General features: G+C 72.9%; 20 protein-coding genes and 1 pseudogene. 7 read left to right on the forward strand and 14 right to left on the reverse strand.

Translation table 11 applies throughout. The features are described 5' to 3' along the window. Positions 1 to 109 precede the first annotated feature (109 nt). The 9 genes from ACZ52R_RS07300 to ACZ52R_RS07340 form a co-directional block, all read right to left on the reverse strand. Positions 110 to 1,750: a peptide ABC transporter substrate-binding protein gene (locus ACZ52R_RS07300; protein WP_465616831.1), complete on the reverse strand. Its 1,641-nt coding sequence runs from the start codon at positions 1,748 to 1,750 to the stop codon at positions 110 to 112. Positions 1,751 to 2,181: 431 nt separating this feature from the next. Continuing rightward, complete coding sequence (typA, locus tag ACZ52R_RS07305; protein ID WP_465616829.1) at positions 2,182 to 4,050, reverse strand: translational GTPase TypA; 1,869 nt, start codon at positions 4,048 to 4,050, stop codon at positions 2,182 to 2,184. A gap of 221 nt (positions 4,051 to 4,271) precedes the next feature. Beyond that, positions 4,272 to 6,077, reverse strand: coding sequence for an ABC transporter family substrate-binding protein (locus ACZ52R_RS07310; protein WP_465753059.1), 1,806 nt, complete (start codon positions 6,075 to 6,077; stop codon positions 4,272 to 4,274). Between the two features lie 159 nt (positions 6,078 to 6,236). Continuing rightward, positions 6,237 to 8,846: a SpoIIE family protein phosphatase gene (locus tag ACZ52R_RS07315; RefSeq protein ID WP_465753060.1), complete on the reverse strand. Its 2,610-nt coding sequence runs from the start codon at positions 8,844 to 8,846 to the stop codon at positions 6,237 to 6,239. Positions 8,847 to 9,085: 239 nt separating this feature from the next. Beyond that, positions 9,086 to 11,830, reverse strand: coding sequence for a SpoIIE family protein phosphatase (locus ACZ52R_RS07320; RefSeq protein WP_465616825.1), 2,745 nt, complete (start codon positions 11,828 to 11,830; stop codon positions 9,086 to 9,088). 139 nt (positions 11,831 to 11,969) lie between these two features. Next, entirely contained in the window at positions 11,970 to 12,443 is a 474-nt protein-coding gene (locus tag ACZ52R_RS07325; protein WP_465753062.1) for an NUDIX domain-containing protein, read from the reverse strand. 18 nt (positions 12,444 to 12,461) lie between these two features. Continuing rightward, the gene (locus tag ACZ52R_RS07330) at positions 12,462 to 12,674 is read right to left on the reverse strand and encodes an SPOR domain-containing protein (protein WP_465616821.1); all 213 of its coding nucleotides are present in this window, start codon (positions 12,672 to 12,674) and stop codon (positions 12,462 to 12,464) included. Positions 12,675 to 12,864: 190 nt separating this feature from the next. Further along, positions 12,865 to 14,382, reverse strand: a complete 1,518-nt coding sequence (locus tag ACZ52R_RS07335; RefSeq protein ID WP_465661284.1) for a DUF4190 domain-containing protein — start codon at positions 14,380 to 14,382, stop codon at positions 12,865 to 12,867. 148 nt (positions 14,383 to 14,530) lie between these two features. After that, entirely contained in the window at positions 14,531 to 15,349 is an 819-nt protein-coding gene (locus ACZ52R_RS07340) for a methyltransferase domain-containing protein (RefSeq protein WP_465616817.1), read from the reverse strand. A gap of 166 nt (positions 15,350 to 15,515) precedes the next feature. Between ACZ52R_RS07340 and ACZ52R_RS07345 the strand changes: the two are divergent. Then, a pseudogene (locus ACZ52R_RS07345) lies at positions 15,516 to 16,657 on the forward strand (dihydrofolate reductase family protein). An 86-nt stretch (positions 16,658 to 16,743) separates the two neighbouring features. On the opposite strand, the gene ychF reads toward ACZ52R_RS07345, so the two are convergent. Both ychF and ACZ52R_RS07355 read right to left on the reverse strand, forming a co-directional pair. Beyond that, entirely contained in the window at positions 16,744 to 17,817 is a 1,074-nt protein-coding gene (ychF, locus tag ACZ52R_RS07350; RefSeq protein ID WP_465616815.1) for a redox-regulated ATPase YchF, read from the reverse strand. Between the two features lie 84 nt (positions 17,818 to 17,901). Further along, on the reverse strand, positions 17,902 to 18,291 hold the full coding sequence (locus ACZ52R_RS07355; RefSeq protein ID WP_465616813.1) for a VOC family protein: 390 nt from the start codon (positions 18,289 to 18,291) through the stop codon (positions 17,902 to 17,904). 164 nt (positions 18,292 to 18,455) lie between these two features. Here ACZ52R_RS07355 and ACZ52R_RS07360 point away from each other — a divergent pair, with 164 nt between their 5' ends. Further along, a complete protein-coding gene (locus ACZ52R_RS07360; RefSeq protein ID WP_465753064.1) occupies positions 18,456 to 19,070 on the forward strand; it encodes a DUF6542 domain-containing protein in 615 nt (204 codons plus the stop codon). Positions 19,071 to 19,099: 29 nt separating this feature from the next. On the opposite strand, the gene ppgK is transcribed toward ACZ52R_RS07360, so the two are convergent. Then, positions 19,100 to 19,846, reverse strand: a complete 747-nt coding sequence (ppgK, locus tag ACZ52R_RS07365) for a polyphosphate--glucose phosphotransferase (protein WP_465616811.1) — start codon at positions 19,844 to 19,846, stop codon at positions 19,100 to 19,102. A 175-nt stretch (positions 19,847 to 20,021) separates the two neighbouring features. Then, on the reverse strand, positions 20,022 to 20,996 hold the full coding sequence (locus ACZ52R_RS07370; protein ID WP_360506570.1) for a 4-hydroxy-3-methylbut-2-enyl diphosphate reductase: 975 nt from the start codon (positions 20,994 to 20,996) through the stop codon (positions 20,022 to 20,024). A 109-nt stretch (positions 20,997 to 21,105) separates the two neighbouring features. On the opposite strand from ACZ52R_RS07370, the gene ACZ52R_RS07375 reads away from it, so the two are divergent. From ACZ52R_RS07375 to ACZ52R_RS07390, 4 genes are all read left to right on the forward strand, one after another. Beyond that, complete coding sequence (locus tag ACZ52R_RS07375; RefSeq protein ID WP_465616809.1) at positions 21,106 to 22,461, forward strand: APC family permease; 1,356 nt, start codon at positions 21,106 to 21,108, stop codon at positions 22,459 to 22,461. 10 nt (positions 22,462 to 22,471) lie between these two features. Beyond that, entirely contained in the window at positions 22,472 to 23,701 is a 1,230-nt protein-coding gene (xseA, locus tag ACZ52R_RS07380; RefSeq protein ID WP_465616807.1) for an exodeoxyribonuclease VII large subunit, read from the forward strand. A 32-nt stretch (positions 23,702 to 23,733) separates the two neighbouring features. Continuing rightward, complete coding sequence (locus ACZ52R_RS07385; RefSeq protein ID WP_360506561.1) at positions 23,734 to 24,000, forward strand: exodeoxyribonuclease VII small subunit; 267 nt, start codon at positions 23,734 to 23,736, stop codon at positions 23,998 to 24,000. 129 nt (positions 24,001 to 24,129) lie between these two features. After that, a complete protein-coding gene (locus ACZ52R_RS07390; RefSeq protein WP_465753066.1) occupies positions 24,130 to 24,732 on the forward strand; it encodes a malonic semialdehyde reductase in 603 nt (200 codons plus the stop codon). Between the two features lie 71 nt (positions 24,733 to 24,803). Here the strand turns inward: ACZ52R_RS07390 and ACZ52R_RS07395 are convergent, their stop codons facing one another. After that, entirely contained in the window at positions 24,804 to 25,340 is a 537-nt protein-coding gene (locus ACZ52R_RS07395; protein ID WP_465753068.1) for a DUF4245 domain-containing protein, read from the reverse strand. A gap of 214 nt (positions 25,341 to 25,554) precedes the next feature. Between ACZ52R_RS07395 and glpX the strand changes: the two genes are divergently transcribed. Continuing rightward, positions 25,555 to 26,595, forward strand: coding sequence for a class II fructose-bisphosphatase (gene glpX, locus ACZ52R_RS07400; RefSeq protein ID WP_360506553.1), 1,041 nt, complete (start codon positions 25,555 to 25,557; stop codon positions 26,593 to 26,595). Positions 26,596 to 26,674 lie beyond the last annotated feature (79 nt).

Raw genomic sequence — 26,674 nt, forward strand, 5'->3', positions numbered from 1 at the left:
CCCGGCCAGAGATAAGTCGGCGTGCCAACGGCCGGTGCCAGTCCTCGCCCTTGTGGGGATGGGACGGGCACCGGCCGTTGTCACCGGGTCAGGCGGTGCCGACCGATTACTACTTCTTGACCTCGACGTCGGTGTAGACCGGGTCGCCGAAGGAGTTGAACTTGACGTTCTGGACCTTGTTGGAGTAACCCGAGTTGGTCTTGTAGTACCAGAGCGGGATCGCCGGCATGTCCTTGGCCAGAACGGCCTCGGCCTGCTGGTACAGGTCGGCGGTCTTCTCGACCGAGGTGGCGGCGTCGGCCTCGTGCGACAGCTTGTCGAACTCGGCGCTCGAGTAGCCGGCGTCGTTGGCCGAGGCACCGGTGCCGTAGACGTCGCGCAGGAAGTTGGCGTTCAGCGGGTAGTCCTGCACCCAGCCGGTACGCATCATGCTCGGGACGGTCTTCTTGGTGATGATGTCACGAGAGGTCTTGAAGTCGGGCTTCGGGTCACCGACGCACTCGACGCCGGTCGCCTGGCGGATCGAGTTGCAGACCGCGTCCACCCACTCCTTGTGACCGCCATCGGAGTTGTAGATGATGCCGATCTTGTTGCCCGGGACGCCGTTGCCCTCGGCGATCAGCTGCTTCGCCTTGACCGGGTCGTACTTGCAGGCGTCGCCGCAGGTGCCGGCCTTGTAGCCCATGACGCCCGGCGCCACGAACGAGTCGGCGGGCTGACGGCTGTTGTTCAGCACGGTCTTGGTGATGGTGTCGCGGTCGATCGCCATCGAGAGACCCTGGCGGACCTTGGCCTTGGCCGGGTCGCTCCACTCCGCGTTGTACAGCGCGAAGGAGATGTTCTGGATGGCACCCTGCGCCTGGTCGACGGCGCGCTTGCCCAGGTCGTCCTTGTACTTCGGCAGGTCGGTCGAGTCGACCTGGTCCAGCACGTCCAGCGTGTCGGACATCAGGTCCTTGTACGCGGCCTCGGGCGAGGTGTAGTTGCGGAAGACGATTCCGCCGTTCTTCGGCTTGTTGCTGCCCGTGTACTTGTCGTAGGCGGCCAGCGTGATGGCCTTGTTGTGCTCCCACGAGACGAACTTGTAGGGGCCGTTGCCGATCGGCTTCTCGCCGTAGCCCTTCGGGTCCGCGAAGAAGCCCTCGGGCAGCGGGAAGAAGGCCGAGTAGCCGAGCTTGTACGTGAAGTACGAGACGGTGCTGGTCAGTTCGATGGTGAAGTGAGTGTCGTCGATGACCTTGAGGCCCGACATCTCCTTCGCCGTCGGGTCGCCCTTGTCCTTGTCCGGGTGGACCGCGTCGTAGCCGACGATGTCCGAGAACCAGTCCGAGTTGATCTGGTTGTTCGCCGGGTTGGCCGACCAGTTCCACGAGTTCACGAAGGACTTGGCGGTGACCGGGGTGCCGTCGTGGAAGGTCCAACCGGACTTCAGCGTGACGGTGTAGGTCTTGGCATCGGTGGTCTCGATCTTGTCGGCCACCTGGTTGCGCAGGGCACCGGTCGCGGGGTCGTAGTCGACGAGGCCCGTGAAGAGCTGCTTGACGATACGTCCGCCCTGGTTCTCCATGGCGTTCGCCGGCTGCAGCGGACGCTGCGGCTCGGCGCTCTGGTAGCTGAAGACGCCCTGGGCGTTGACCGCACCATCGGAGCTGCCCCCGCTGGAGGAGTCGCTGCTGCTGCTACAAGCAGTCGCGGCAAGGGCGACCGCAACAGCTGCGACAACCCACTTGGCCTGGCTCCCACCACGCATCGGTGTGCCTCCTGAATTCGACGTTGCAACGAGGAGAGCACTGCGGAAACGGTTCTCACCGACCCGCTGTGCCGTCCGCGCTCGTGGTTTCGGCGCGCACCCCTGCGCGTTCACCCTTGACCCGAGCCTGACTGCACCCACTATCCGTCACGCACGGACACGAAAGTGACCAGTGACGATCTCAATTAGGTCACATGAACAGTCGGTAAGTTTCGAAAACCGGACATTTGAGACATAGCCAGACAGGTACCAAACGGACAGTCGTCATGCATGACGAACCGTCGCGTCCGCTCAGCGGACACCTCGATGTGATGAGCGTTATTCGGTTAATAGCGGCCCCGGCAACTTGGAGTAGTTGAAAAAGTTCGCCCCCCTCTCCAATGGAAAGGGGGGCGAATCATTCCGGCCAATGGCCGTTCAGTGCGTCCGGATCACGCCTTCTTGGCACGCGAGGCAGTGCGTCCGCGGTCCTTCTGGTCCAGGACGACCTTACGGATGCGAACCGTCTCCGGGGTCACCTCGATGCACTCGTCCTCGCGGCAGAACTCCAGCGACTGCTCCAGCGAGAGCTTGCGCGGCGGGACCAGGTTCTCCGTGGTGTCGGAGGAGGCCGCACGCATGTTGGTGAGCTTCTTCTCCTTGGTGATGTTGATGTCCATGTCGTCCTGGCGCGAGTTCTCGCCGACGATCATGCCCTCGTACACCTCGGTGGTGGGCTCGACGAACAGCGTGCCGCGCTCCTGGATGCCCATCATCGCGAACGGCGTCACGACGCCCGCGCGGTCCGCCACCAGCGAACCGTTGTTGCGCATCCGCAGCTCGCCGAACCACGGCTCGTGGCCCTCGAAGATGCTGTGCGCGATACCCGTGCCACGGGTGTCCGTCAGGAACTGGGTCCGGAAGCCGATCAGGCCACGCGACGGGACGATGAACTCCATGCGGACCCAGCCGGAGCCGTGGTTCGTCATGGTCTCCATGCGGCCCTTGCGGGTCGCCATCAGCTGGGTGATGGCGCCGAGGTACTCCTCGGGGCTGTCGATGGTCATCCGCTCGACCGGCTCGTGCACCTTGCCGTTGATGACCTTGGTGACGACCTGCGGCTTGCCGACGGTCAGCTCGAACAGCTCCCGGCGCATGGTCTCGACCAGGATGGCCAGCGCCAGCTCGCCACGGCCCTGGACCTCCCAGGCGTCCGGACGCTCGGTCGGCAGCACGCGCAGCGAGACGTTACCGATCAGCTCGCGGTCCAGGCGGTCCTTCACCATGCGGGCGGTGACCTTGTGGCCCTTGCCGCCCTTGCCCACCAGCGGCGAGGTGTTGGTGCCGATGACCATCGAGATGGCCGGCTCGTCCACCGTGATGAGCGGCAGCGCGACCGGGTTCTCCAGGTCGGCCAGGGTCTCACCGATCATGATGTCCGGGATACCCGCGACGGCGCAGATGTCGCCGGGGCCGGCCACCTCGGCCGGCTTGCGGGTGAGCGCCTCGGTCATCAGCAGCTCGGTGATCTTGACCTGCTGGACCGAGCCGTCCCGCTTCATCCACGCGACCTGCTGGCCCTTGCGCAGCTCTCCCTGCTCGACACGGCAGAGCGCGATACGGCCGAGGAAGTTGTCGGCGTCCAGGTTGGTGACGTGCGCCTGGAGCGGTGCGCCCTCGTCGTAGGTCGGGGCCGGGACGTGCGCCAGGATGGTGGAGAAGAACGGCTCCAGCGAGTCGCTGTCGGCCGGCACGGTGCCGTCCTCCGGCTTGGTCATCGAGGCGACGCCGTCACGCGCACAGGCGTAGACGATCGGGAACTCGATCTGCTCCTCGGTGGCGTCGAGGTCCAGGAAGAGGTCGTAGGTCTCGTTGATGACCTCGTCGATCCGGGAGTCCGCACGGTCGGTCTTGTTGATGCACAGGATGACCGGCAGCTTGGCCGTCAGCGCCTTGCGCAGCACGAAGCGGGTCTGCGGCAGCGGACCCTCGGAGGCGTCGACCAGCAGCACGACCGCGTCGACCATCGACAGGCCGCGCTCGACCTCGCCACCGAAGTCGGCGTGGCCCGGGGTGTCGATGATGTTGATCGTGACCGGCGCGCCACCCTCCTTGGGGTGGTACTTGACGGCGGTGTTCTTCGCGAGAATGGTGATGCCCTTCTCGCGCTCCAGGTCGTTCGAGTCCATCATGCGGTCGTCGAGCTGCTGGTGGGCGGCGAAGGCGCCGGCCTGCTTCAGCATGGCGTCGACCAGGGTGGTCTTGCCGTGGTCGACGTGGGCGACGATGGCGACGTTACGGATGTCGTTGCGCGTGGGCATGCCTTGCTGATTCTCCCGGAATCGTGGGTTGCGGCGCCCGGCTGCGTGACGCGCACTTGCGATCCCTATCGATCGCCGCCGCCCGTTCCGCCTGCTACTACCGGTCCACCCGCCGGGCAATGGACATGCCTCGGCTTCCTCCTATCGTACGGGGAAGCGCCCAGATGGGCGGAAACGAGCAGGTCGGGCGGGACCAAGATCACAGCTGGGTCACACACTGTTCACCCTCCGGCAGCCCTACGGGACCCGGTCCACCCCACGTCCTGGAAGCGCGGCCAGCCGAAGCCGAAGGCTCCCGCGCCCGCCACGCCCTCCCGGACGCCGACCAGCTCGGGGCGCTGGTACAGCGGCACCGAGTGCCCGAGCTGCCAGATCCGTACGTCCGCCTCCTGCAGCAGGTCCAGCCGGGCCGTCGGGTCCAGTTCGGCCGAGGCCCGGTCGAACAGCCGGTCGATCTCCTCGGTGCCGCTGCGGCCGTAGTTGGTGCCTGGGTCGAGCGCGCCGTCGGGATCGGGCCGGGGTTTGGCGTAGGCGGGGCGCTGCTCGCTCGCCGGACTGGGGCCGGCCGGCCAGGAGAAGAGCGCGAGGTCGTAGTCCCCGGCGGCCAGACGGTCCCGGACGAAGGTCTCGGCGGGCACCGTCACCGGCTTCAGGGCGATCCCGGACTCCGCGAGGTCGGCGGTGAGCGCGTCGGCGGTGCGCCTGGCGGTGGCCGAGCCGGCCGGGACGAGCAGCGTGAGGGCGAGCTCCTTGCCGCCCTTGGTCCGGGTGCCCCGGCCGGCGGGCCGTTTCCAGCCCGCCCCGTCCAGCAGCCGGGCCGCGTCCGCCGGGCCGGCCGCCGCACTGTTGTCGCGGTAGCCCTCCTGGTCTGCGGCGAGCAGGTGGCTGCCGAGCGGCGCGGCGGGCAGGCCGAGCGGGGTGAGCGCGGCGTCGGCGATCCGCCGCCGGTCGACGGCGCGGCCGAGGGCGCGGCGCACGGCCGGGTCGGTGAGCGGACCGCGGGCGGCGTTGACGGTGAGCTGGGTGAGCGAGGCGGCGGCCGCCCGGTGCACGGTGACGCCGGGCAGCGACTCGGCGCGCCGCAGCGCCGTCGCCGCCGCCTCGGGTGCCGCGGCGGGCGGAGCCGCCGCCGGGGTGGACCCGGTGGGCGCCGGCACCGCCCGGTCCACCGCCGCGGTGAGCGGGGCGATGTCCAGCCGGTCCTGGTCGAGCGCGTCCAGCCGCTGCTCGGGCGGGGCGGCGAGGAAGTCGATCCGGTCGGCCTTCGGCGCGTCCCCCCACCAGAGCGGGTTGCGCGTCACGGTGACCTGCCCGCCCTCGGCGTCGTACCGGGAGACGGTGTACGGCCCGGCGCTCGGGTGGCCGCCACCGGTCAGCGCCCGGTTGAAGGCGTCCGGCGTGCCCGTCTCGGCCGCCGGGTAGAGCGGCCCGAACAGCGAACGCCACTCGGCGTACGGCCGCCGGAAGGTGACCCGCACCTCGTACGGGTCGGTGCCCCGGGCGACCGAGTCGACGGCGTCGTACCCGGCCGGGTGCCCGCCCCGGTAGGCGGGGTTGAGGCCGGAGAGGGCGGCCCGCTGGGCGGCGAGGTCGGCGGCCGACAGCGGGGTGCCGTCGCTCCAGACGGCGTGCGGGTTGAGCCGGTAGGTGACCACCTGCGGCTGCTGCCCGGGCGGCGTGGACTCCGCGCTCGTCAGGTAGTCCGGGTCGGGTTCGAGCCGGCCGTGCCCGTCGGGGCGGAACAGCGAGGGGTACAGCGCGTGGGCGAGCAGCGCCGAGTCGGCGGTCGCCGCGCCCTGGTAGACGTTCAGCGTGGCCGGGACGCCGTCCACCGCCCAGCGCAGCGTGCCGCCGTCCCGGACGGCGGAGCGGTCGGCGGGCCGGACGTCCCCGGTGGTGGCGGTGGGATCGGCCGAGGACGGCGCGGGGGCCGGGGTGCGGGTGGGGGCGGGGTCGTCGGAGCAGCCGCCGAGACCGGCGGCGAGCAGCAGCGCGGCGGCTGCGGCGGTGAGCTGGCGGACGCGCATGGCGGCCATCGAACGCCGCCCGCCCGGCCCGGCCCGCACCGACACGGCGGGCCGGGGGCGACTGCACCCTTACGGCCCAATCCTTACGGCCCGACCGGTACGGCCCGACAGGTGCGGCCGACCCCGCGGCCCGGCCGGCCCGGTCGACTCCCGGGGCGGCTACAGCGCCAGCTCGAACCAGACGATCTTGCCCTTCGGCGTGCGCCGGCTGCCCCAGCGCTCGGCCAGCAGGCTGACCAGCTGCAGGCCGCGCCCGCCCTCGTCGGTCTCCTGGGCGCGCCGCTGCCGGGGCTGGGCGTAGCCGTCGTCCCAGACCTCGCAGACCAGGCCGCGCTCGCGCAGCAGCCGCAGCCGGATCTCACCGCGCCCGTGCTTGAGCGCGTTGGTGACCAGCTCGCTGACCAGCAGCTCGGTGGTGTCGACCAGCTCGTCCAGTCCCCGGGCCAGCAGCCAGCTGCAGGCCAGCTCGCGGGCCTTGGCGACGGAGGTGGGCTCGGGCGGCAGGTACCAGTTGCCGACGGCGTCCTCGGGGAACGCGTGCACCTTGGCCATCAGCAGGGCGATGTCGTCCTCGCCGTGGTGCGGGTTGAGCTCGCCGAGCACGTGGTCGCAGAGGTCCTCCAGGCCCTTGCCCTCGGCGGAGAGCGCCGTACGGAAGGCGCGCAGGCCCTCGTCCAGCTGGTGCTTGCGGCTCTCCACCAGGCCGTCGGTGTACAGGCCGAGGACGGAGCCGTCCAGGAGTTCGAACTCGACTTCCTCGAAGGGCTCGCCGCCGACGCCGAGCGGCAGTCCGGGCGGCACGTCGAGCATCCGGGCGCCCTCGCCGGGGCTGAGCAGCACCGGCGGCAGGTGGCCGGCGTTGGCGATCCAGCAGCGCCGACTGACGGCGTCGAAGACCGCGTAGACGCAGGTCGCCAGGTAGACCTCGCGGGCCTCCTCGTCGGCGGTCGAGGTGAGCCGCCCGTACGGGGTGGGCGGTCCGGCCGGCACGGAGTCGTCACCGAGGCCGCGGGCGATCTCGTCGAGGGCGGTGAGCACCTCGCCCGGCTCCAGGTCGAGCATGGCCAGGGTGCGGACGGCGGTGCGCAGCTGGCCCATGGCGACGGCGGCGCGCAGGCCGCGGCCCATCACGTCGCCGATGACCAGCGCGGTGCGGTTGCCGGGCAGCGGGATGACGTCGAACCAGTCGCCGCCGACCTCGGTGTTGTTGTTGCTGGGCAGGTAGCGGCAGGCGATCTCCAGGCCGCTGGCGGCCGGGTTGCCCGGGGGCAGCAGGCTGCGCTGGAGGATCAGCGCCCGCTCGTGCTCGCGGCGGTAGAGCCGGGCGTTGTCGATGCAGACGGCGGCGCGGGCGACGAGCTCTTCGGCGATCGCGACGTCGCGGGCGTCGAAGGGCTCGCTGCCGATCGCCCGGGAGAGCTGGACGAGGCCGAGCACCTGGTCGCGGGCGACCAGCGGGACGATCAGGGTGGAGCGCATCAGCGGGTCGGGGCCGGGCTCGGGGACGACGCTGCGGCCGGTGCGCAGCGCCCGGGCGTGCGGGGAGCGGCGCGGGTAACAGAGGGTGCCGCCGGCCTCGGCGATGGGCAGGCCGGTGACCGAGCCGAGCACCGAGGAGGCGCCGCCGACGACGCTGGAGACGGCGACCCGGCGCAGTTCGCCGCTGCCGTCGGTGAGCACGGTGTCGCCGAGCCGGCCGGCGCTGGGGACGGTCTCGCCGGAGAGCAGCGCGGTGTAGAGGTCGACGGTGGCGAGGTCGCAGAACGGCGGGACGACGACGTCCAGCAGTTCCTTGGCGGTGGTCTCCAGGTCGAGCGTGGAGCCGATGTGCGCGCTGGCCTCGTTGAGCAGGGCGAGGTTGCGGCGCACGCCGTCGGCCTCGCGCTCGGCGACGTGCCGGCTGGTGACGTCGGAGACCTGCCCGGCCACGCCCATCGGCTGCCCGGCGGCGCCGTTGAGGCGGTACAGGGAGACGGCCCAGAGCCGGTTGCCCTCGCGGGTCGGGACGGCACCGTGGAAGCGCAGGTCGAAGACGGGCTCGCCGGTGGCGAGGACCTTGCGCAGGGCGGCGCTGAGCCGGTCGGCCTCGGACGGCGGGAAGAGGTCGTGCGGGGTGAGTCCCTCGAGGTCGGTGGGGACCAGGCCCATGCCGGAGGCGAAGGAGTCGTTGACCCGCTGCAGGCGCAGCCGGCCGTCGAACAGCACGAAGCCGGTGGGGGTCTGTCCGAAGACGGCCTCGGAGGCGGCGAGGTCGGTCTCGATCCGGCGTAGCCGTCCGAGGTCGACGGCCAGGCAGGTGGCGCCCGCGGTGGGCAGGGCGCTGTCGGGCATCAGGTAGAGCTCGGCGAGGCCCTCGCCGCCGTCGGCGTCCCGGTAGGGGGTGGTGCCGACCCACTCCTCGCCGGCCAGGGTGCGCTCCAGCCGGGTGCGGCCGCGCTGCCAGAGCTCGCGGGGGACGAAGGTGGCGATCGGGTCGGCGCCGACGGCATCGGCGGCCGGGACGCCGAAGAACTCGGCGGCGCGTTCGCTCCACTGGCTGATCCGCCCGTCCGGGCCGATCGCGAAGGTCGCGACCCGGATGTAGTCGTAGATCGAGCCAGGGTCGCCGACGCCCCATGGTTGGGCCTCGGCGACGGGGTGGGCGCCGCGGCTCGCGATCTCACCCTCCGGCGGGGCCGCCGGTACGGGCAGGTGCAACGAGCCGGCCTGCCCGGGTACAGCGGCATGACCGCTGCTGCTCGGCGCGTTCCGCGCCGGAGTGCTGTTCAACGGACCGACCCCTCCAACCCGCGACCGTCCGGATGTCGAGAAGACCGAGTATTCATCATCGAGGGGTACGTTCACACGCCCTCAACATCACAACATCAGATCGGGCGAAGGTTTTTGTCCTACCGCCCGCGCCACCACAATGCCACGCTCGCGCCCCCTGCCGGGGCGCGCGCTCCCCCAGGCCCCCCGATGGCATATGCGGCACCGCTCTCCTGGCGTTTCGTCCGGCGGTCGTCGAGTCACGACTCGTCGAGCTCATTACCCGGCAGCGCCTGCTCGAACCAGACCACCTTGCCGATGCCCTCGGCCCGGGCGCCCCAGCGCAGCGCCAGCCGGCGGACCAGCTCCAGGCCCCGGCCGCCCTCGTCGGCCTCGGCCGCGTGCCGCTCCCGGGGCGGGTCGGGCAGCGGGTCGGAGATCTCGACCAGCAGCGTCTCGCCGAGCGTCAGCCGTACCCCGATGGGGGCGCTGGCGTACCGGACGGCGTTCGTGACCAGCTCGCTGACCAGCAGCTCGGCGGTGTCGGTGAGCGCCTCGACGCCCCACTCGGTGAGCGTGGCGCGGACCAGCCGGCGGGCCCGGGAGACGGCGGTGGGCTCGGCCGGCAGCGTCCAGCCGGCCGTCGGGGTGCCGGCCTGGCCGTGCCCCAGCCTGGCCAGCAGCAGCGCGACGTCGTCCGGCTCGCGGCCCTGCTCCATGGTGTCGAGCACCGCCTCGCAGGCGGCCTGGATGGAGGCGTGCGGCTCCTGGAGGACGGTGACCAGTCGGCCGAGGCCGACGTCCAGGTCCTTGTCCCGGGACTCGACCAGGCCGTCGGTGCACAGCGCGAGCAGGCTGCCCTCGGGGATCTTCAGTTCGACCGATTCGAACGGGACTCCGCCCACCCCGAGCGGGGCGCCGGAGGGCAGGTCGAGGATCCGGCCGGCGCCGCCGGGCAGCGGGCCGCCGGTACGGGTCGGCTCATCGCTCTCCTGACCCGGCACCACCAGCACCGGTGGGATGTGCCCGGCCTTGGCGACGGTCAGCCGGGCCGTCGCCGGGTCGAAGACCGCGTAGACGCAGGTGGCGAGCAGCGCCTCGTCCGGGCCCTGGGCGAGGTCGTCGGCCAGTTCGTGGACGTGCCGCAGCAGGACGTCCGGCGGCAGGTCGAGGGCGGCCAGCACCCGGACGGCGGTGCGCAGTCGGCCCATGGTGGCGGCGGCCCGCAGTCCGTGGCCCATCACGTCGCCGACCACCAGCGCGGTGCGGTCGCCGGGCAGCGGGATGACGTCGAACCAGTCACCGCCGACCTCGGTGCCGCTGCTGCCGGGCACGTACCGGTAGGCGACCTCGACGCCGGTGGGCTGCGGGACCTGCTGCGGGAGCAGGGTGCGCTGGAGGGTGAGCGCGGCGGTGCGCTCGCGGGCGTAGAGGCGGGCGTTGTCGAGCGAGCTGCCGGCCCGGTCGGCGAGTTCGACGGTGAAGGCCAGGTCGTCCCGGTCGAAGCCCTCGCGGTAGCCGGCCCGGCTGACCAGCAGCAGGCCGATCACGATGCCGCGGGCGCGCAGCGGGACGACCAGCATCGAGTGCACACCGAGGTCCCGGCCGGCCTGCATCTTCGGGTCGCCGGGGTAGGTGACGTCGTCCAGCTGGTCGGCGCCGGAGAGCAGTTCGGGCACGCCGGTGCGCAGCACCCGGCCGCAGGCGGAGTCCTCGGCGAAGGTGATCCGGGCGCCGCGGCGCAGCATCACGTCGACCTCGGGGCCGTCCTGGACGGAGGCGGTGCCGAGCTGGAGGAGCGAGGTGCGCCGGTCGTGGCCGTGCCGGGGCAGGTCGTCACCGTGCGCGACGGCCTGGAGCAGGATCACCGCCGAGTGGTCGGTGAGCCGGGGAACGACCGAGCCGGCCAGCTCCTGGGCGATCCGGGAGGCGTCCAGCAGGTCGCCGACCCGGGAGCCGAACTCGTTGAGCAGCGAGAGCCGGCGGCGGGCGTGCTCGACCTTGGCGACCGCCCGGTAGCGCTCGGTCACGTCCATCACGGTGCCGGAGATGCCGAGCACCCGGCCGGAGCGGTCGGTCATCCGGCTGTAGGAGATCGAGCGGTAGCCGGCCCGGGTGGTGACCGGGGAGGCGAGGGTGACGTCGATGACCGGCTCGCCGGTGGCCAGCACCTGGCGCTGGATGGCGGTGATCTCGTCGGCGGCCCGCTCGGGCAGGGTCTCACCGGTGGTGCGGCCGACGTGGTCCTCCAGGGCCACGCCGTTCATCTCGGCGAGGGTCTGGTTGACGGCGGTGTAGCGCAGGTCGGTGTCCAGGATGGCGATGCCCAGCGGGGACTGCTCGAACAGCGCGTCACGGACCGCGAGATCGCGCTCGACAGCCCGTACGGCCGCCGACTCGGCCATGCTGACCTGCAGGAAGGGGGAGCCGTCGCCGTCCACCAGGAGGGAGATCCGGGTGTCCACGGCGACCGGCTCGCCGTCGCGGTCGCGCAGCTCCGCGTAGCCGGCCCAGCGGCCGTGCCGCAGGGTGTCCTGGATCGCGGCCCGGATCCGGACGACCTGGTCCTGGTCGGGGATCAGCTCGTCGATCCGCCGGCCGACCAGCAGCTCGTTCGGCCAGCCGAGCAGTTCCTCGGCGGCGGGGCTCCAGAGCACCACCCGGCCCGCCGTGTCGAGGATCGCGATGGCGACCTTGAGCATGTCGAGCAGGCTGCCCTCGGCCGGGGCGCCGGGGCCGTTCGGGGCGTCAGCCGGCCCGCCGGGGAACGGCCGGCCGGGGCGGCTGCGCAGGCCGGACCGGTCGCCCGGTTCGGGGAGGGCCAGGGTCGGCGCGGGCTGGGCGGGCCGCTCGGTGTCCGGGGCGGCGACGGTACCGCGGCGTCGGCCGGCCGACGGCTGGGGGGCGGTCGGACGGGCGGCGCGGCGCAGTCGGGCGCGCGCGGCGGCGCTGCCCGCGGTTGCTGCCCGCCGCTCTCCCCCGCCGCCGTTCCCGGTACTCGACACCGAGGGGGCCTCCGGCTCTGGTCGGGATCGGCGTCGCCGGCTGGGGGCGGCTCACCGATGGTGACGAATGGTGCCGAAAAGTGACATACCCAGCACAACCCAGGCTATCCCGGTCGCTGGGTCGTCTTGTCCGATTGACCTACCCGGCGGACTGCGCGTCGCCCGCCGCTCCCGGGCCGGTGAGCAGCCGGGCGACGTACGGCAGCACGTCCCGGTCGTGGTCGATCCAGTCGACCGCGTCCAACTCGTCCGGGCCCAACCAGCGCAGCGCGTCGTGGTCCTGCAGCGCGCGCGGCTCACCGGCCAGCAGCTCGGCGGCCCAGAAGCGCAACTCCAGGCCGGGGCGCACGGCCCACGCGCCGGGCAGCCGGGACAGCGCGCGCGCCCGGACCCCGAGCTCCTCCAGCAGCTCGCGCTCCAGCGCCTGCGCCTCCGTCTCGCCGGGCTCGGCCTTCCCGCCGGGGAACTCCCACCGCCCGGCCACCGCCTCGGGCGCTCTGCGCCGGGCCGCGAGCACCCGGCCGTCGTGGACCAGCGCGCCGCCGACCACGATCCGGGGCGCGGCAGGGAGGTCGGCCGGGCCCGCGGGGTGGGTGGCGTGCGTGGCGTCCATGGCCCCGACCCTACGGCCTCAGGCGTTCCGGGGTCCGCCGTTCCCGCTCTCGGCCGACTCCGCCGCCTCGGCCGCTTCCGTCGCTCCAAGCGCCTCGACCCAGTACAGCTGCTTGTGGCCGCGGGCCTCGAACTCGGCGGCCAGCCGCTGCGCCTCGGCGCGGTCCAGGTCCCCGGCGACCACGAAGCGGTTGCCGTTGTCGTCCTGCCGCATCACCCGATAGGTGCCCATGGCGGGAGGGTATCCGGCGCTTCGCCGAGCGTCAGGCCCCCGGGTCCGACCCCGGAGGCGGTCACGGCGGACGCCGTCGTGCCCCCGGCTCGCGTGGGGGTCGGGCCGGGGGCACACCCGCGACGCTACGCGCGGTTCGCTACCGGCAGGTACGGGCGTTGTTAACGGCCGGTAACCGCACCCCAGCGGCTCAGACCCGCAGGTCGGGCACCTGCTCGCCGGTGGACAGGCCCAGCGTGCGGCGGATGTCCACGGACACCGGCACCGTCTTGGCCACCAGCGCCCTGGCCCGGCGGATGTCACCCTCCGGGTCGTTGCCGGAGGCCGCGGTGTCCCAGGCCGCGGCCGCCTGCGACTGGGCCTCGACCAGCTTGGCGATCTTCGGCCGGACGTCGGCCGGCCAGTCCGTCGTCGGCGCGCCGAGCGCGGCGGCCTCGGCGCGGGAGGCGGCGGCCATCGTGCGGGCCCAGCTCCGGTAGTCGGCCTCGGCGTCGGAGACGTCCTTCTTCGGCTGGTCCAGGTAGGCGTCGTTGAAGCCCCGGAGCGCCTCCAGATAGGCCAGCTGAGGCGCGGTCAGGCTGCGCCGGTCGGTGCGGACGGTGCCCCGGTGCTGGTCGTGGCGGTCCTCGAACGCGCAGGTCGCGTACCGCTCGCCGGACGCCCAGTTGCTCGCGGTCGGGTAGAGGTAGACGTCGTCCATGCCGGCCGGGACGGCCCACTGGTCGAGCGCGTAGTCGTCCAGCACCTTGCGGCACAGCGTGGCGGCCGACTCCCGGACCTCGCTCTCGCCCGGGTAGGGGCCGTTGCTCGCGGGGAACTTGGCGGTGCCGGCCACCTCGCCGTGGTGCGGGTCGGAGCAGGCCACCCGGCGCACCCAGTACACCGTCTCGTCGCCGTCGCCCTCGGCCACCGATCCCCCGTCGGGGGAGCTGTAGCAGTCGCCGGCCTTGAGGGCGGACCAGTGGACGGAGCCGGCCGGGGCCTTCGGGGCCTGGGCGAACCGGCCGCCGTTCGCCCCGCTGAAGTCCCCCGCGCCCAGCAGCAGCGAGAGCAGCACCGTGCCGATCGCGCCGAGCACCACCCCGGTCACCGCCATGCCGAAGCCGCGCTCCTTGCGGCGGTTGATCTGGACCAGCGCCACGATGCCGAACACCAGGGCCAGCGGCGCCACCAGGACCAGGCCGGTCACCAGGGAGCCGACCGCGAAGCCGTTGGTGGCGGCGGGGCCAGGAAACTGCGGGTACGGGTGCCCGGGGCCGGGGAGCTGCGGGGACGGGTGGCCGGGCTGCAGGCCGGGCCGGAAGCCGGACTGGGCGGAGGGCGTGACGGAGGCCCAGCCTCCGGCGGGCAGCGGGTGCGGCGGCTGGGGCGGGGCGGCCGACGGCAGGGGCCCGGCCTGCGGGGGCGTGACGGCGGGCGCGGCGGGCACGGCGGAGAAATCAGGCACGGCCCAGGGGTCGGCGGAGGACACGGGGGCGGGTGCGGCGGGTGCGGCCGGGACCGGCTCGGGTGCCGCCACCGGCTCGGGCTCGGCGTCGGCCGGAGTGGTGGCCGCGGGCTCGTCGGCCTCCTTGCGGAAGTCCACCCGGGGATCCTGGCCCGTCGCCGGCGCCGCCCCGGCCTCGCCGGTGTCCGCCCCCGCGTCCGCCCCGGTCCGCGCGGGCGGCTCCGTCTCCGGGGCGGGCAGCTCGGACTGAGGCTTGGACACGTGGACTCCCCCAACCCGCCGGGGCGGGCATCGGCTCGGCGTTCGGCACCATGGCTCGGACCCGAACGGGCCGGATGTGAACGGTCGCGCGACTTTACCCGATCTTTTCGAACGCCCGCCCGCCCCGGCCGGGGCCCCGTCCGGCCGCTCAGCCGCGGGCCAGGACCTCGCCGTGCAGCATCGAGAACCAGCCGTCCCCGGCGGCGCTCCACTCCCGCCAGCCGGCCGCGATCCGCTCCGGTTCGCCCTGCTCCGCGTAGCCCCGCTCGACCACCGTCCGGCCCAGCGCGGTGCCGGTCACCCGGTCCGCCCACATCCCGCCCCACCAGGCGCGCTGCTCGGGCGTCGCGTACGTCCAGGTGGTGGCGCTCGCGGTGACCTCCGCGAAGCCGGCCGCGCGGGCCCAGGACAGCAGCCGCCGGCCGGCGTCCGGCTCGCCGCCGTTGGCACGGGCGGTCCGCCGGTACAGCTCCAGCCACCGGTCCAGCGCCGGCACCTCGGGGAACCAGGTCATCGAGGCGTAGTCGACGTCCCGGGCCGCGACCACGCCGCCGGGGGCCGCCACCCGCCGCATCTCGCGCAGCGCGGCCACCGGGTCGGCCACGTGCTGCAGCACCTGGTGGGCGTGCACCACGTCGAACTCGCCGTCCCGGTAGGGCAGTCGGTGCACGTCGGCGCGTTCGAAGACGACATTGGACAGCCCGCGCCCGGCCACGTACGCGGCGGCCTGCTCCAGCACCTCGGCGGAGGTGTCCACGGCCACCACCCGGCCGTCCGGGCCGACCAGCTCGGCCAGGTCGGCGGTGATCGTGCCGGGCCCGCAGCCGATGTCCAACAGGGCCTGCCCGGGGCGCAGTTCGGGCAGCAGGTAGGCGGCCGAGTCGGCGGCGGTACGGGAGCGGTGCGAGCGCAGCACCGCCTCCTGGTGGCCGTGGGTGTAGACGGCGGAGGGCTGCGGTCCGGACATGGGATCCCCCTGGGGTGTGGTCGGCTTTCCGTTCTCCTCGACGTCCTCGACGCTACTCCGCGTCCCGCATGTCGAGAAGATCCGTCTCACATGTCGACCATGCGGCATCCCGGCCGCACCCGCCCGCCGTACCGTGGAGGCGCCCCCGACAGAACGGTTCCCGCCCATGCCCGGCCAGCGCCCCTTCGTCCTGCTGAGCGCCGCCGTCTCGCTCGACGGCCACCTCGACGACGCCTCCCCCGACCGGCTGCTGCTCTCCAACGCCGCGGACTTCGACCGGGTGGACGAGGAGCGCGCCGCCGCCGACGCGATCCTGGTCGGCGGCAACACCCTGCGCGCCGACAACCCGCGCCTGCTGGTCAACGACCCCGGCCGCCGGGCCGCCCGACTGGCCGCGGGCCGGCCCGAGTACCCGCTGAAGGTGACCCTCAGCGCGAGCGGCGACCTCGACGCCGGTCTGCGGTTCTGGCACACCGGCGGCACCAAGCTCGCCTACACCACGGACGCCGGGGCGGCGGCGCTGCGCCCCCGGCTGGACGGGCTGGCCGAGGTGGTCGCGCTCGGCGGCGCGGTGGACCTCGGCGCGGTGCTGGACGACCTGGGCGCGCGCGGAGTGCGCCGGCTGATGGTCGAGGGCGGTGGGGGCGTGCACACCCAGTTCCTGGCCGGGGGCTTCGCGGACGAGCTGCAGCTGGCCGTCGCCCCGCTGCTGGTCGGCCAGGCCGAGGCGCCCAGGTTCGTCCGCCCGGCCGCCTTCCCGGGCGGCCCGGCCCGGCGGATGCGCCTGCTGGAGGCACGTACCGTGGGCGACGTCGTCCTGCTCAGGTACGCCCCGAAGGAGCCCGCGCCGTGAACCGCCCCGCGACCACCGACCTCGACCACCTGCGCCGGGCCGTCGAACTCTCCCGCCAGTGCCCGCCGTCCGAGACGGCCTTCTCGGTCGGCGCGGTGATCGTCGGCGCCGACGGCCGGGTGCTGGCGGAGGGCTACAGCCGGGAGGCGGACGCCCACGACCACGCCGAGGAGGCCGCCCTGGCCAAACTCCCGGCCGGCGACCCCCGGCTGCGCGGGGCGACCGTCTACAGCTCGCTGGAGCCCTGCGGGCAGCGCGCCTCGCGGCCGGTACCGTGCGCCCGGCTGCTCATCGCGGCGGGCGTGCCCCGGGTCGTGGTCGCCTGGCGCGAGCCGGACCTGTTCGTCACCGACTGCCAGGGCACCGCCCTGCTGGAGGCGGCCGGGGTCGAGGTGGTCGAGCTGCCGGAGCTGGCCGAGGACGCCCGCGCGGTCAACGCCCACCTGCTCGGCTGAAATGAGGAGAGGGTCGGACTCCACGGAGTCCGACCCTCTCCGGCCTGCCCACCCGCCAAGTCAGGTGACATGCAGTAGCGGCATGATCACACGTTGAAGCGGAACTCCACCACGTCGCCGTCCTGCATGACGTAGTCCTTGCCCTCGATGCGGGCCTTGCCCTTGGAGCGGGCCTCGGCGATGGAGCCGGTCTCGACCAGGTCGGCGAAGGAGATCACCTCGGCCTTGATGAAGCCCTTCTGGAAGTCGGTGTGGATGACACCGGCGGCCTCGGGGGCGGTGGCGCCCTTCTTGATGGTCCAGGCCCGAGTCTCCTTGGGGCCGGCCGTCAGGTAGGTCTGCAGGCCGAGGGTGTCGAAGCCGACCCGGGCGAGGGTGGCCAGACCGGGCTCCTCCTGGCCCATCGACTGGAGGAGCTCCAGGGCCTCGGCGTCGTCGAGCTCGATCAGCTCGGACTCGATCTTGGCGCTCAGGAAGATCGCCTCGGCCGGGGCGACCAGCTCGCGCTGGGCGTTCTTGAAGTCCTCGTCGGCCAGCTCGTCCTCGTCCACGTTGAAGACGTAGAGGAAGGGCTTGGCGGTCAGCAGGTGCAGCTCGCGGATCGGGGTGGTGTCGAAGCCGGCCTCGAAGAGCGTCTTGCCGGTCTCCAGGACCGCCTGCGCGGCCTCGGCGGCGGCCAGCACCGGGGCGGTGTCCTTCTTGAGGCGCGCCTCCTTCTGCAGCCGCGGCAGGACCTTCTCGACGGTCTGGAGGTCGGCCAGGATCAGCTCGGTGTGGATGGTCTCGATGTCGTCCTTGGGCGACACCTTGCCGTCCACGTGCACCACGTCCGGGTCGGTGAAGGCGCGCACGACCTGGCAGATCGCGTCCGACTCACGGATGTTGGCGAGGAACTTGTTGCCCAGGCCCTCGCCCTCGCTGGCACCACGCACGATGCCGGCGATGTCGACGAAGTCGACGGTGGCCGGAAGGATGCGCTGCGAGCCGAAGATCTCGGCGAGCTTGGCCAGCCGCGCGTCCGGGACGCCGACCACGCCGACGTTCGGCTCGATGGTGGCGAACGGGTAGTTGGCCGCCAGCACGTCGTTCTTGGTCAGGGCGTTGAACAGGGTCGACTTGCCGACGTTCGGCAGACCGACGATTCCGATCGTGAGCGACATGAAGCGCAGTCCCGGGGGCTTGGAGGAGTTGGGTCGGCACCGTACGGGCCGACCCCCAAGTCTACGGGCAGCGCCCGCGCTGCCTCACGCCTCGGTCGCCGCCGCCCGGGGCTCCAGGAACTCCAGCCGGTTGCCCAGGTTGTCGGCGGCGTGGAAGCGCCGGTGGCCGGGCAGGTTGTCGTCCCAGAGCACCTCGTGGCCGTGCGCGGTGAGGCGCTCGGCCAGCGCGTCCAGCGAACCCACCAGGATGCCGGGGTGCCCCTTGCGGGACGGACGGAAGTCCGGGGTCACACCCAGGTGCACCTCGACCCCGCCGCCGCGGAACCAGCAGCCGCCGCGGGCGGCCAGCACCGGGGGCTTCTCCAGCTCGGCCATGCCGAGCACGCCGGACCAGAACGCGCGGCACTCGTCCTCGGCTCCGGCCGGGATGTCGAGCTGGACGTGGTCGAGTCGTTCGAACGTGAAATCGGTCATGCGGAGCCCCCGTGTCATCACCTGACGAACATGCCGTGTCGACTCGGCCGGGCAGATCAGCCCACTTGAGCGACGATCACATGACTACGCCACCCGGAGACACGGGACAAGCCCTGAACGGTCCATTACACAGTGTGGCGATGATCGGACCGTACGTTGGACAGGTGGAGCAGAGCATTCGAACCCAGCCGCCAGGGCCCAGACGCCGTCCGCCGAACGGCGCGGCCGCAGCCGCCGTCCCCGGTCCAGGCCGGGCTCCCGAGACCGCCGGGTCCGCCCCCGCCTCCCGCCTGCGCCCGGTGGCCGGCTCGGCCGGACCCGCCCGCCCGGCCGCCCCGCGGCTGCGCCTGCCGCTGCGCGGGCGCGGCAACGAGCAGCTGTACGGGCGGCGCCGGACCGGTCGGCCGACCCGACTGACGGCCATCGGCGCCGGCGTGGTCGCCGTCCTGGCCACGCTCGCGGTGGCGGGCCTGGACCGGCTGCTCTTCGACGACCTGAACTGGCTGTTCGGCCTCGGCTACCTGGTGGTCTGCTTCCAGCTGGCCGTCCGGGTCCGCTACGTCGACCTGCTGGCCGCGCCGATCAGCGGGCCGATCGCCTTCGCCCTGGCGCTGCTGCTGCTCGCGCCGGTCGGCTCCTCGGGCGTCACCGCCCAGGTGGTCTCGCTGGCGACCGGGCTCGCCCTGCGGGCCGGCTGGCTCTTCTCCGGCACTGGGCTCGCCGCGCTGATCGTGCTCGCCCGCTTCGTCGCCCAGCGCCGGATCCACCGCTCCCGCTGAGTCACGGCGGGGAGCACCGGGAGCGGGCCTCAGCCCGCCGCCCGGGCGGCCGCCATGGCGGCGCCGACGATGCCCGCGTCGTTGCGCAGCTCGGCCGGCACCACCCGCGCCTCGCGGTCCCTCAGTAGCGGCAGGAACTTCTCGTGCTTGCGGCTCACCCCGCCGCCGATCACGATCAGCTGCGGCGAGAACAGCATCTCCACCAGGTCCAGGTACTCGTCGACCCGCCCGGCCCACTGCTCCCAGTCCAGCCCGTGCCGCTCCTTGGCGGCCGAGGAGGCCCGGCGCTCGGCGTCCTTGCCGCGCAGTTCCAGGTGGCCCAGCTCGGTGTTGGGCACCAGCGCGCCGTCCACGAAGAGCGCGCTGCCGATGCCGGTGCCGAAGGTGAGGACCAGGACGACCCCCGGCTGCTCCCGGCCCGCGCCGTGCGTCAGCTCGGCGAGCCCGGCCGCGTCCGCGTCGTTGAGGACGGTGGTCGGCAGGTCCAGCGCCTCGCGGAACAGGCCCTCGGCGTCCACGCCGATCCAGCCCTTGTCCACATTGGCCGCGGTCCTGGTCCGGCCGCCGACCACCACGCCGGGGAAGGTCAGCCCGACCGGGCCCCGGTGGTCGAAGGCGCGGACCACCTCGCACACGGCGGCGACCACGGCCTCGGGGGCGGACGGCTGCGGGGTGAGCACCTTGTGCCGCTCCGCGGCGAGCACACCCCGGGCGAGGTCGACCGGTGCGCCCTTGATGCCCGAGCCGCCGATGTCCACGCCGAATACCGCCGTCATCACGTCCGCCCTCCGCCGTGGCCGCGGACCCGCTTGTCCACAGCCTGTGAACAAAACTACGAGAGGGCACCCGCGCCCGCACAGCAGAACCACACGACAGGAAGCCACACGACGCAAGGCCACACGACGGAAGGGCCGGTACCCCCGCGCGGGGGTACCGGCCCTTCCGGAGTGGTCAGAGCTTGCCGGCCGCCTCGGCGCGCAGGTCACGGCGCAGTTCCTTGGGCAGCGAGAAGATCAGGTGCTCCTCGGCGGTCTTGACCGTCTCCACCGTGTCGTAACCGCGCGCGGCCAGGTACTCGAGCACGCCCTCGACCAGGATCTCCGGGACCGAGGCGCCGCTGGTCAGGCCGACGGTGCCGACGCCCTCCAGCCACTCCTCCCGGATCTCCTCGGCGAAGTCCACCAGGTGGGCGGCCTTGGCGCCGTACTCCAGGCCGACCTCGACCAGGCGGACCGAGTTGGAGGAGTTCTTGGAGCCGACCACGATCAGCAGGTCGGTCTCGGGGGCCATCTGCTTGACCGCGACCTGGCGGTTCTGGGTCGCGTAGCAGATGTCGTCGCTGGGCGGGCTGACCAGTGCCGGGAAGCGCTTCTTCAGCTCGCCGACGGTGGCCATGGTCTCGTCCACCGACAGGGTGGTCTGGGACAGCCAGACGACCCGGGACTCGTCCCGGACCTGCACGTTGGCGACGTCCTCGGCGCCGTCCACCAGGTGGATCCGGTCCGGGGCCTCGCCCATGGTGCCGATGACCTCCTCGTGGCCCTCGTGGCCCACCAGCAGGATGTCGAAGCCCTCGTCGGCGAAGCGCACGGCCTCCTTGTGCACCTTGGTGACCAGCGGGCAGGTGGCGTCGACGGTGGCGAGCTTGCCGGCCCGCGCCTCGTCGTGGACGGACGGGGCGACGCCGTGCGCCGAGAAGACCACGATCGAGCCCTCGGGCACCTCCTCCGTCTCGTCGACGAAGATCGCGCCCTTCTTCTCCAGGGTCTGCACCACGTACTTGTTGTGGACGATCTGCTTGCGAACGTAGATGGGCGCCCCGTACTGCTCCAGGGCCTTCTCCACGGCGATCACGGCGCGGTCGACACCCGCGCAGTAGCCCCGGGGGGCGGCGAGCAGGACACGGCGCTGCGCGGTGTTGGACATGGCTCCATCGTACGGGCGGCCGCGGGCGGCGCCTGCCGCGGCCGCGAGCCGCGCCGACGGCGGGCATTTTCCATACCGACCCGCTCATAAGTGATCAAATGTGGTGTTTATGAGCTCTGTGAGCGATCAGGCGACGCCAAGCGGTCTGCGCCGCAGCCTGGGCGTCCGCGATCTGATGGTCTACGGACTGCTGTTCATCGCCCCGATGGCCCCGGTCGGCGTGTTCGGCGTGCTGGACGCCAAGAGCCACGGGGCCGTCGCCACGGTCTACCTGGCCGCGACGGTGGCGATGGGCTTCACCGCCTTCTCGTACGCCCAGATGGTGCGCGCGGTGCCGCAGACCGGCTCGGTGTTCGCCTACGCGCGGGCCGGGCTGGGCGAGGGGCCGGGGTTCATCGCCGGGTGGATGGCGATGCTCGACTACCTGCTGATCCCGGCGGTGGCCTACCTGTTCTCCGGGATCGCGCTGCACTCGCTGGTGCCGGGCGTCTCGCGCTGGCTGTGGACGGCGATCGCGGTCGTGGTGACCACCGCGCTCAACCTGGTCGGGGTGCGGACGGCGGCGGTGGTCGGCTTCGCGGTGCTCGCGATGGAGATCGTGGTGCTGCTGGTGTTCATGGCGGCGGCCGTGGTGGCACTGGTCCAGGACGGCGCCCGGCGCGGCTGGGACACCCCGTTCACAGCCGTCGGCGGCTTCTCGCTGACGGCCGTGATCTCGGCGGTGTCCGTCGCGGTGCTCTCCTACCTGGGCTTCGACGCGATCGCGACCTTCGTCGAGGAGGCGGTCGGCGCCTCGGCGGCAGTGGCCCGCGCGGTGCTCTGGTGCCTGGCACTGGCCGGGGTGCTGTTCGTCGCGCAGACCTACCTGGCGGCGGTGCTGGAGCCGATGGGCCCCCAGCAGCTGGCCGCCGACCCGGCGGCGCAGGGCTCGGCCTTCTACGACACCGTGGAGAGCGGCATCGGGCACTGGCTGCACGTGCTGGTGGCGAGCAGCAAGGCGATCGGCGCGGCCTTCGCGGCCCTGGCCGGGCAGGCCGCGGCCGGACGGCTGGTCTTCGCGATGGCCCGGGAGGGACGGCTGCCGCGCGTCCTCGGCTCGGTCGACCCGACCAGCGCGGTGCCGCGCCGGGCACTGCTGGCGGCCGCCGTGATCACCATGGCGGCGGCGGTCTGGGCGGCGAACCGGGACGACGGGCTGGACCAGCTGACCTCCGTGGTGAACATGGGCGCGCTGACCGCCTTCGCGCTGCTGCACGCCTCGGTGATCGGCTGGTACACGGTGCGGCACGGCTCGCGGGACCGGCTGCGCCACCTGGTCGTCCCGCTGCTCGGGATCGCGGTGATCGGCGCGGTGGTCTACGAAGCCTCGACCACCGCGCAGCTCGTCGGACTGATCTGGCTGGCGGCCGGCCTGGTGGTGCTGGGCGTCCAGGGTTCCCCGGGACCTGTCGGCGGACGCCGCTAGCCTCGTACGCATGGCCAACACCAGCTCCCCCGAAACCCCGCTCCCGGTCGGCAAGGTCTCCGCGCTGATCGGCGGCTGGATCGACCGGCTCGGCGCGGTGTGGGTGGAGGGGCAGATCACCCAGCTCAGCCGCCGGCCCGGGGCGGGCGTGGTGTTCCTCACCCTGCGCGACCCGCAGGCGGACGTGTCACTCACCGTGACCTGCTTCCGCTCGGTGTTCGACCAGGTCGCGGACGTCGTGCAGGAGGGCGCCCGGGTCGTCGTGCACGCCAAGCCGGAGTGGTACGCGGCGCGCGGGCAGCTGTCGCTGCGCGCCTCGGAGATCCGGCCGGTCGGGCTGGGCGAGCTGCTGGCCCGGCTGGAGCAGCTGAAGCGGCGGCTCGCCGGGGAGGGGCTGTTCGCGGCCGAGCGCAAGAAGCCGCTGCCGTTCCTGCCGCAGTGCGTCGGGCTGGTCACCGGGCGCGGCTCGGCGGCCGAGCGGGACGTGCTGGAGAACGCCCGGCGGCGCTGGCCGGCCGTCCGCTTCGAGGTCCGCAACGTCCCGGTGCAGGGGGTCAGCGCGGTGGAGCGGGTGAGCGCGGCGGTGCGGGAGCTGGACGAGCACCCCGAGGTCGACGTGATCATCGTGGCCCGCGGCGGCGGCAGCGTGGAGGACCTGCTGCCGTTCTCGGACGAGGGGCTGGTGCGGCTGGTCGCGGCCGCCCGGACACCGGTGGTCAGCGCGATCGGGCACGAGCCGGACCAGCCGCTGCTGGACTTCGTCGCCGACCTGCGCGCCTCCACCCCGACCGATGCCGCCAAACGGGTGGTTCCGGACGTCGGCGAGGAGCTGGCCAAGGTCCGCCAGCTGCGCGACCGCGCCCGGCGGCACGTGCTGGCCCGGGTCGAACGCGAGCAGCACGGGCTGGACGGGCTGCGCAGCCGCCCGTCGCTGGCCGCCCCGCACCGGATGCTGGACGGGCGCGGCCAGGAGGTGGAGGGCCTGCTGGAGCGGGCCCGACGCACCCTGCGGCACCGGCTGGACCACGCCCAGAGCGACCTCGGGCACACCCTCGCCCGGGTGGTCGCGCTCTCCCCGGCGGCCACCCTGGAGCGCGGCTACGCGGTGCTCCAGCGGGCGGACGGCGCGGTGGTGACCGACCCGGCGCAGGTCGCGCCCGGTGAGGGGCTGCACGCCCGGGTGGCGGGCGGCGGTTTGAACGTCGTTGCGGCCGAGGCCGCCGGGGCCGAGGAAGGGTAGCGCTGTCCGTCCCACCGCCTACGCTGGCACGCATGGCAGAGCAGCAGGGACAGCAGGAGCAGCAGGACGCGGCGGCGCCGAACCCGGACGACGCGCTGGGCTACGAGCACGCCCGGGACGCGCTGCTGGAGGTCGTCCGGCAGCTGGAGAACGGCGGGACGTCGCTGGAGGAGTCGCTGGCCCTGTGGGAGCGCGGCGAGCAGCTGGCCAAGGTGTGCCAGCGGTGGCTGGACGGCGCCCGCGCCCGGCTGGACGCCGCGCTGGCCGCCGAGGAGGACGGGGCCCCGGGCGACCGGTGAGGAGGACCGCCGGGAGTGACGCGGGTCACATCCACTTGGGGAATCGTTGAATATTCACCTATGTTGGATGGAGTGATCGGCCGCAGCCGGTCACCCCGACGAACCCCCTCCCGCATGAGGTGCAGAAGCATGACCACCGACGCCCTGGTACTCGACGCCGCCGCTCAGGACCTGCTGTTCCGCGACGCCCGCACCGCGAACACCTTCACCGACGAGCCGGTCTCCGAGGAGCAGGTCCAGGCCATCCACGACCTGGTCAAGTACGGTCCGACCGCCTTCAACGGGCAGCCGCTGCGCGTCGTCCTGGTCCGCTCGGCCGAGGGCCGCGAGCGCCTCGTCCGGCACATGGCCGACGGCAACAAGTCCAAGACCTCGACCGCCCCGCTGGTCGCCGTCCTGGCCGCAGACAACGAGTTCCACGAGGAGCTGCCGACCCAGCTCCCGCACTTCCCGCAGGCCAAGGACGTGTTCTTCGCCGAGCGCCCGGTCCGCGAGCAGTCCGCCCGCCTGAACGGCGCCCTGCAGGCCGCCTACTTCATCATCGGCGTGCGCGCCGCCGGCCTGGCCGCCGGCCCGATGACCGGCTTCGACGCCGAGGGCATCAACAAGGAGTTCTTCACCGACGGCGAGCACTCGGTGCTGGCCGTGGTCAACATCGGCAAGCCGGGCGACGAGGCCTGGTTCCCGCGTGCGCCGCGCCTGGAGTACGACCAGGTCGTCACCACGGTCTGACGCGCCGATGCGCGAGGGCCCCGCACCGGTTCGTCCGGTGCGGGGCCCTTCGGCGTTCCTGCGGGCCGGCGCTACTTGAGCGCCTGCGCCAGCTCGGCCAGTTCCTCGTAGGAGGCGGTGCCGGTGAGCAGGGTGGTCCCGGAGCCGGTCTGCGCCGTCAGCGCGCGGGCCTTCTCGCCCTGGACCCGGTCCCAGGTGCGGCCGGCCACGTCGGAGGTGCCGTCCGCCTTGCCGCCGGCGACCTTGTCGGCGACCAGCGAGTCGCGCGGCGCGTCGCTCTGCTCGACCGCCGCGTACTGGCCGGAGGGCGTCACGAAGCCCAGGTGCCAGGCGTTGCCCTTGCCGTTGTTCTGGTCCGCAGGCCGGTAGCCGACCGAGGTGGCCCGCCACTTGTCGGACAGCCCGTCCGGGGAGAGCAGCGGGTAGGGCGCGGCGCGCTTGGCGGTGGCCGCGGCCACCTTGTACTCGACCACGTGCACCCCGTCGCCGTTGGCGTCGTGCGGGAGGAACAGGTACCCGATCCAGACGACGAAACCGACCGCCAGCATCGACAGGACCATGTCCCGTACGGTCTGGCGGCCCCTCATGCCCTTGCTGTCTGCAGCCACCCCCACATGGTGACTCATCCACATTCCGGTGCGGCCACCCGGGGTGCCCACGTACGGGTGAACCAGGACGAACCGGAGCTTTCGCCCCGGCAGGGCGACCCGCGCCACAGACAGTCATCTCGTGGGCAGATACGATCGCAGGACCCTCACCACGGCGTTCGACCAGGCAGTAGTCGGGCGCTTACTGGCCGTCGCGTACAGAGAGGTAACGACGATGACCGCGCAGTACCCGCACCACCTTCCCAGTGCCCTGGAGGTCGCGCCCGAGGCTCCGGACCGGAACCTCGCGCTCGAGCTCGTCCGGGTCACCGAGGCGGCCGCCATGGCCGCCGGCCGGTGGGTCGGCCGTGGCGACAAGAACGGCGCGGACGGCGCGGCCGTCAAGGCCATGCGCACCCTCGTCTCGACCGTCTCGATGAACGGCGTCGTCGTCATCGGCGAGGGCGAGAAGGACGAAGCCCCGATGCTCTACAACGGCGAGCGGGTCGGCGACGGCACCGGCGCCGAGTGCGACGTCGCCGTGGACCCGGTGGACGGCACCACCCTCACCGCCAAGGGCATGAACAACGCCGTGGCCGTGCTGGCGGTGGCCGACCGCGGCACCATGTTCGACCCCAGCGCCGTGTTCTACATGGACAAGCTGGTGGCCGGCCCGGAGGCCGCCGAGTTCGTCGACATCACCGCCCCGGCGGCGGTGAACATCCGCCGGGTCGCCAAGGCCAAGGGCAGCGCCGTCGAGGACGTCACCGTCGTCGTACTCGACCGCCCGCGCCACGACGGCCTGGTCCGGGAGATCCGCGAGGCGGGCGCCCGGATCAAGTTCATCTCCGACGGCGACGTGGCCGGGGCCATCATGGCCGCCCGCGAGGGCACCGGCGTCGACCTGCTGATGGGCATCGGCGGCACCCCGGAGGGCATCATCGCGGCCTGCGCGATGAAGTGCATGGGCGGCGTGATCCAGGGCCGACTGTGGCCCAAGGACGACGCCGAGCGGCAGAAGGCCCTGGACGCCGGCCACGACCTGGACCGCGTGCTCACCACCGACGACCTGGTCAGCGGCGAGAACGTGTTCTTCGTCGCCACCGGCATCACCGACGGCGAGCTGCTGCGCGGTGTGCACTACCGCTCGGAGACCGCCACCACCAGCTCGCTGGTGATGCGCTCCAAGAGCGGCACGATCCGCGAGATCCACTCCACCCACAAGCTCTCGAAGCTGCGGGCCTACAGCGCGATCGACTTCGACCGCGCCAACTGACGCCCGGCGAACGGCGCATCCTGCGGACAGCAGGCAGCGGCCCCGGCGGAATCCCCTTCCGCCGGGGCCGCGGCACGTC

This window comes from Kitasatospora sp. NPDC034023, from assembly GCF_055575795.1.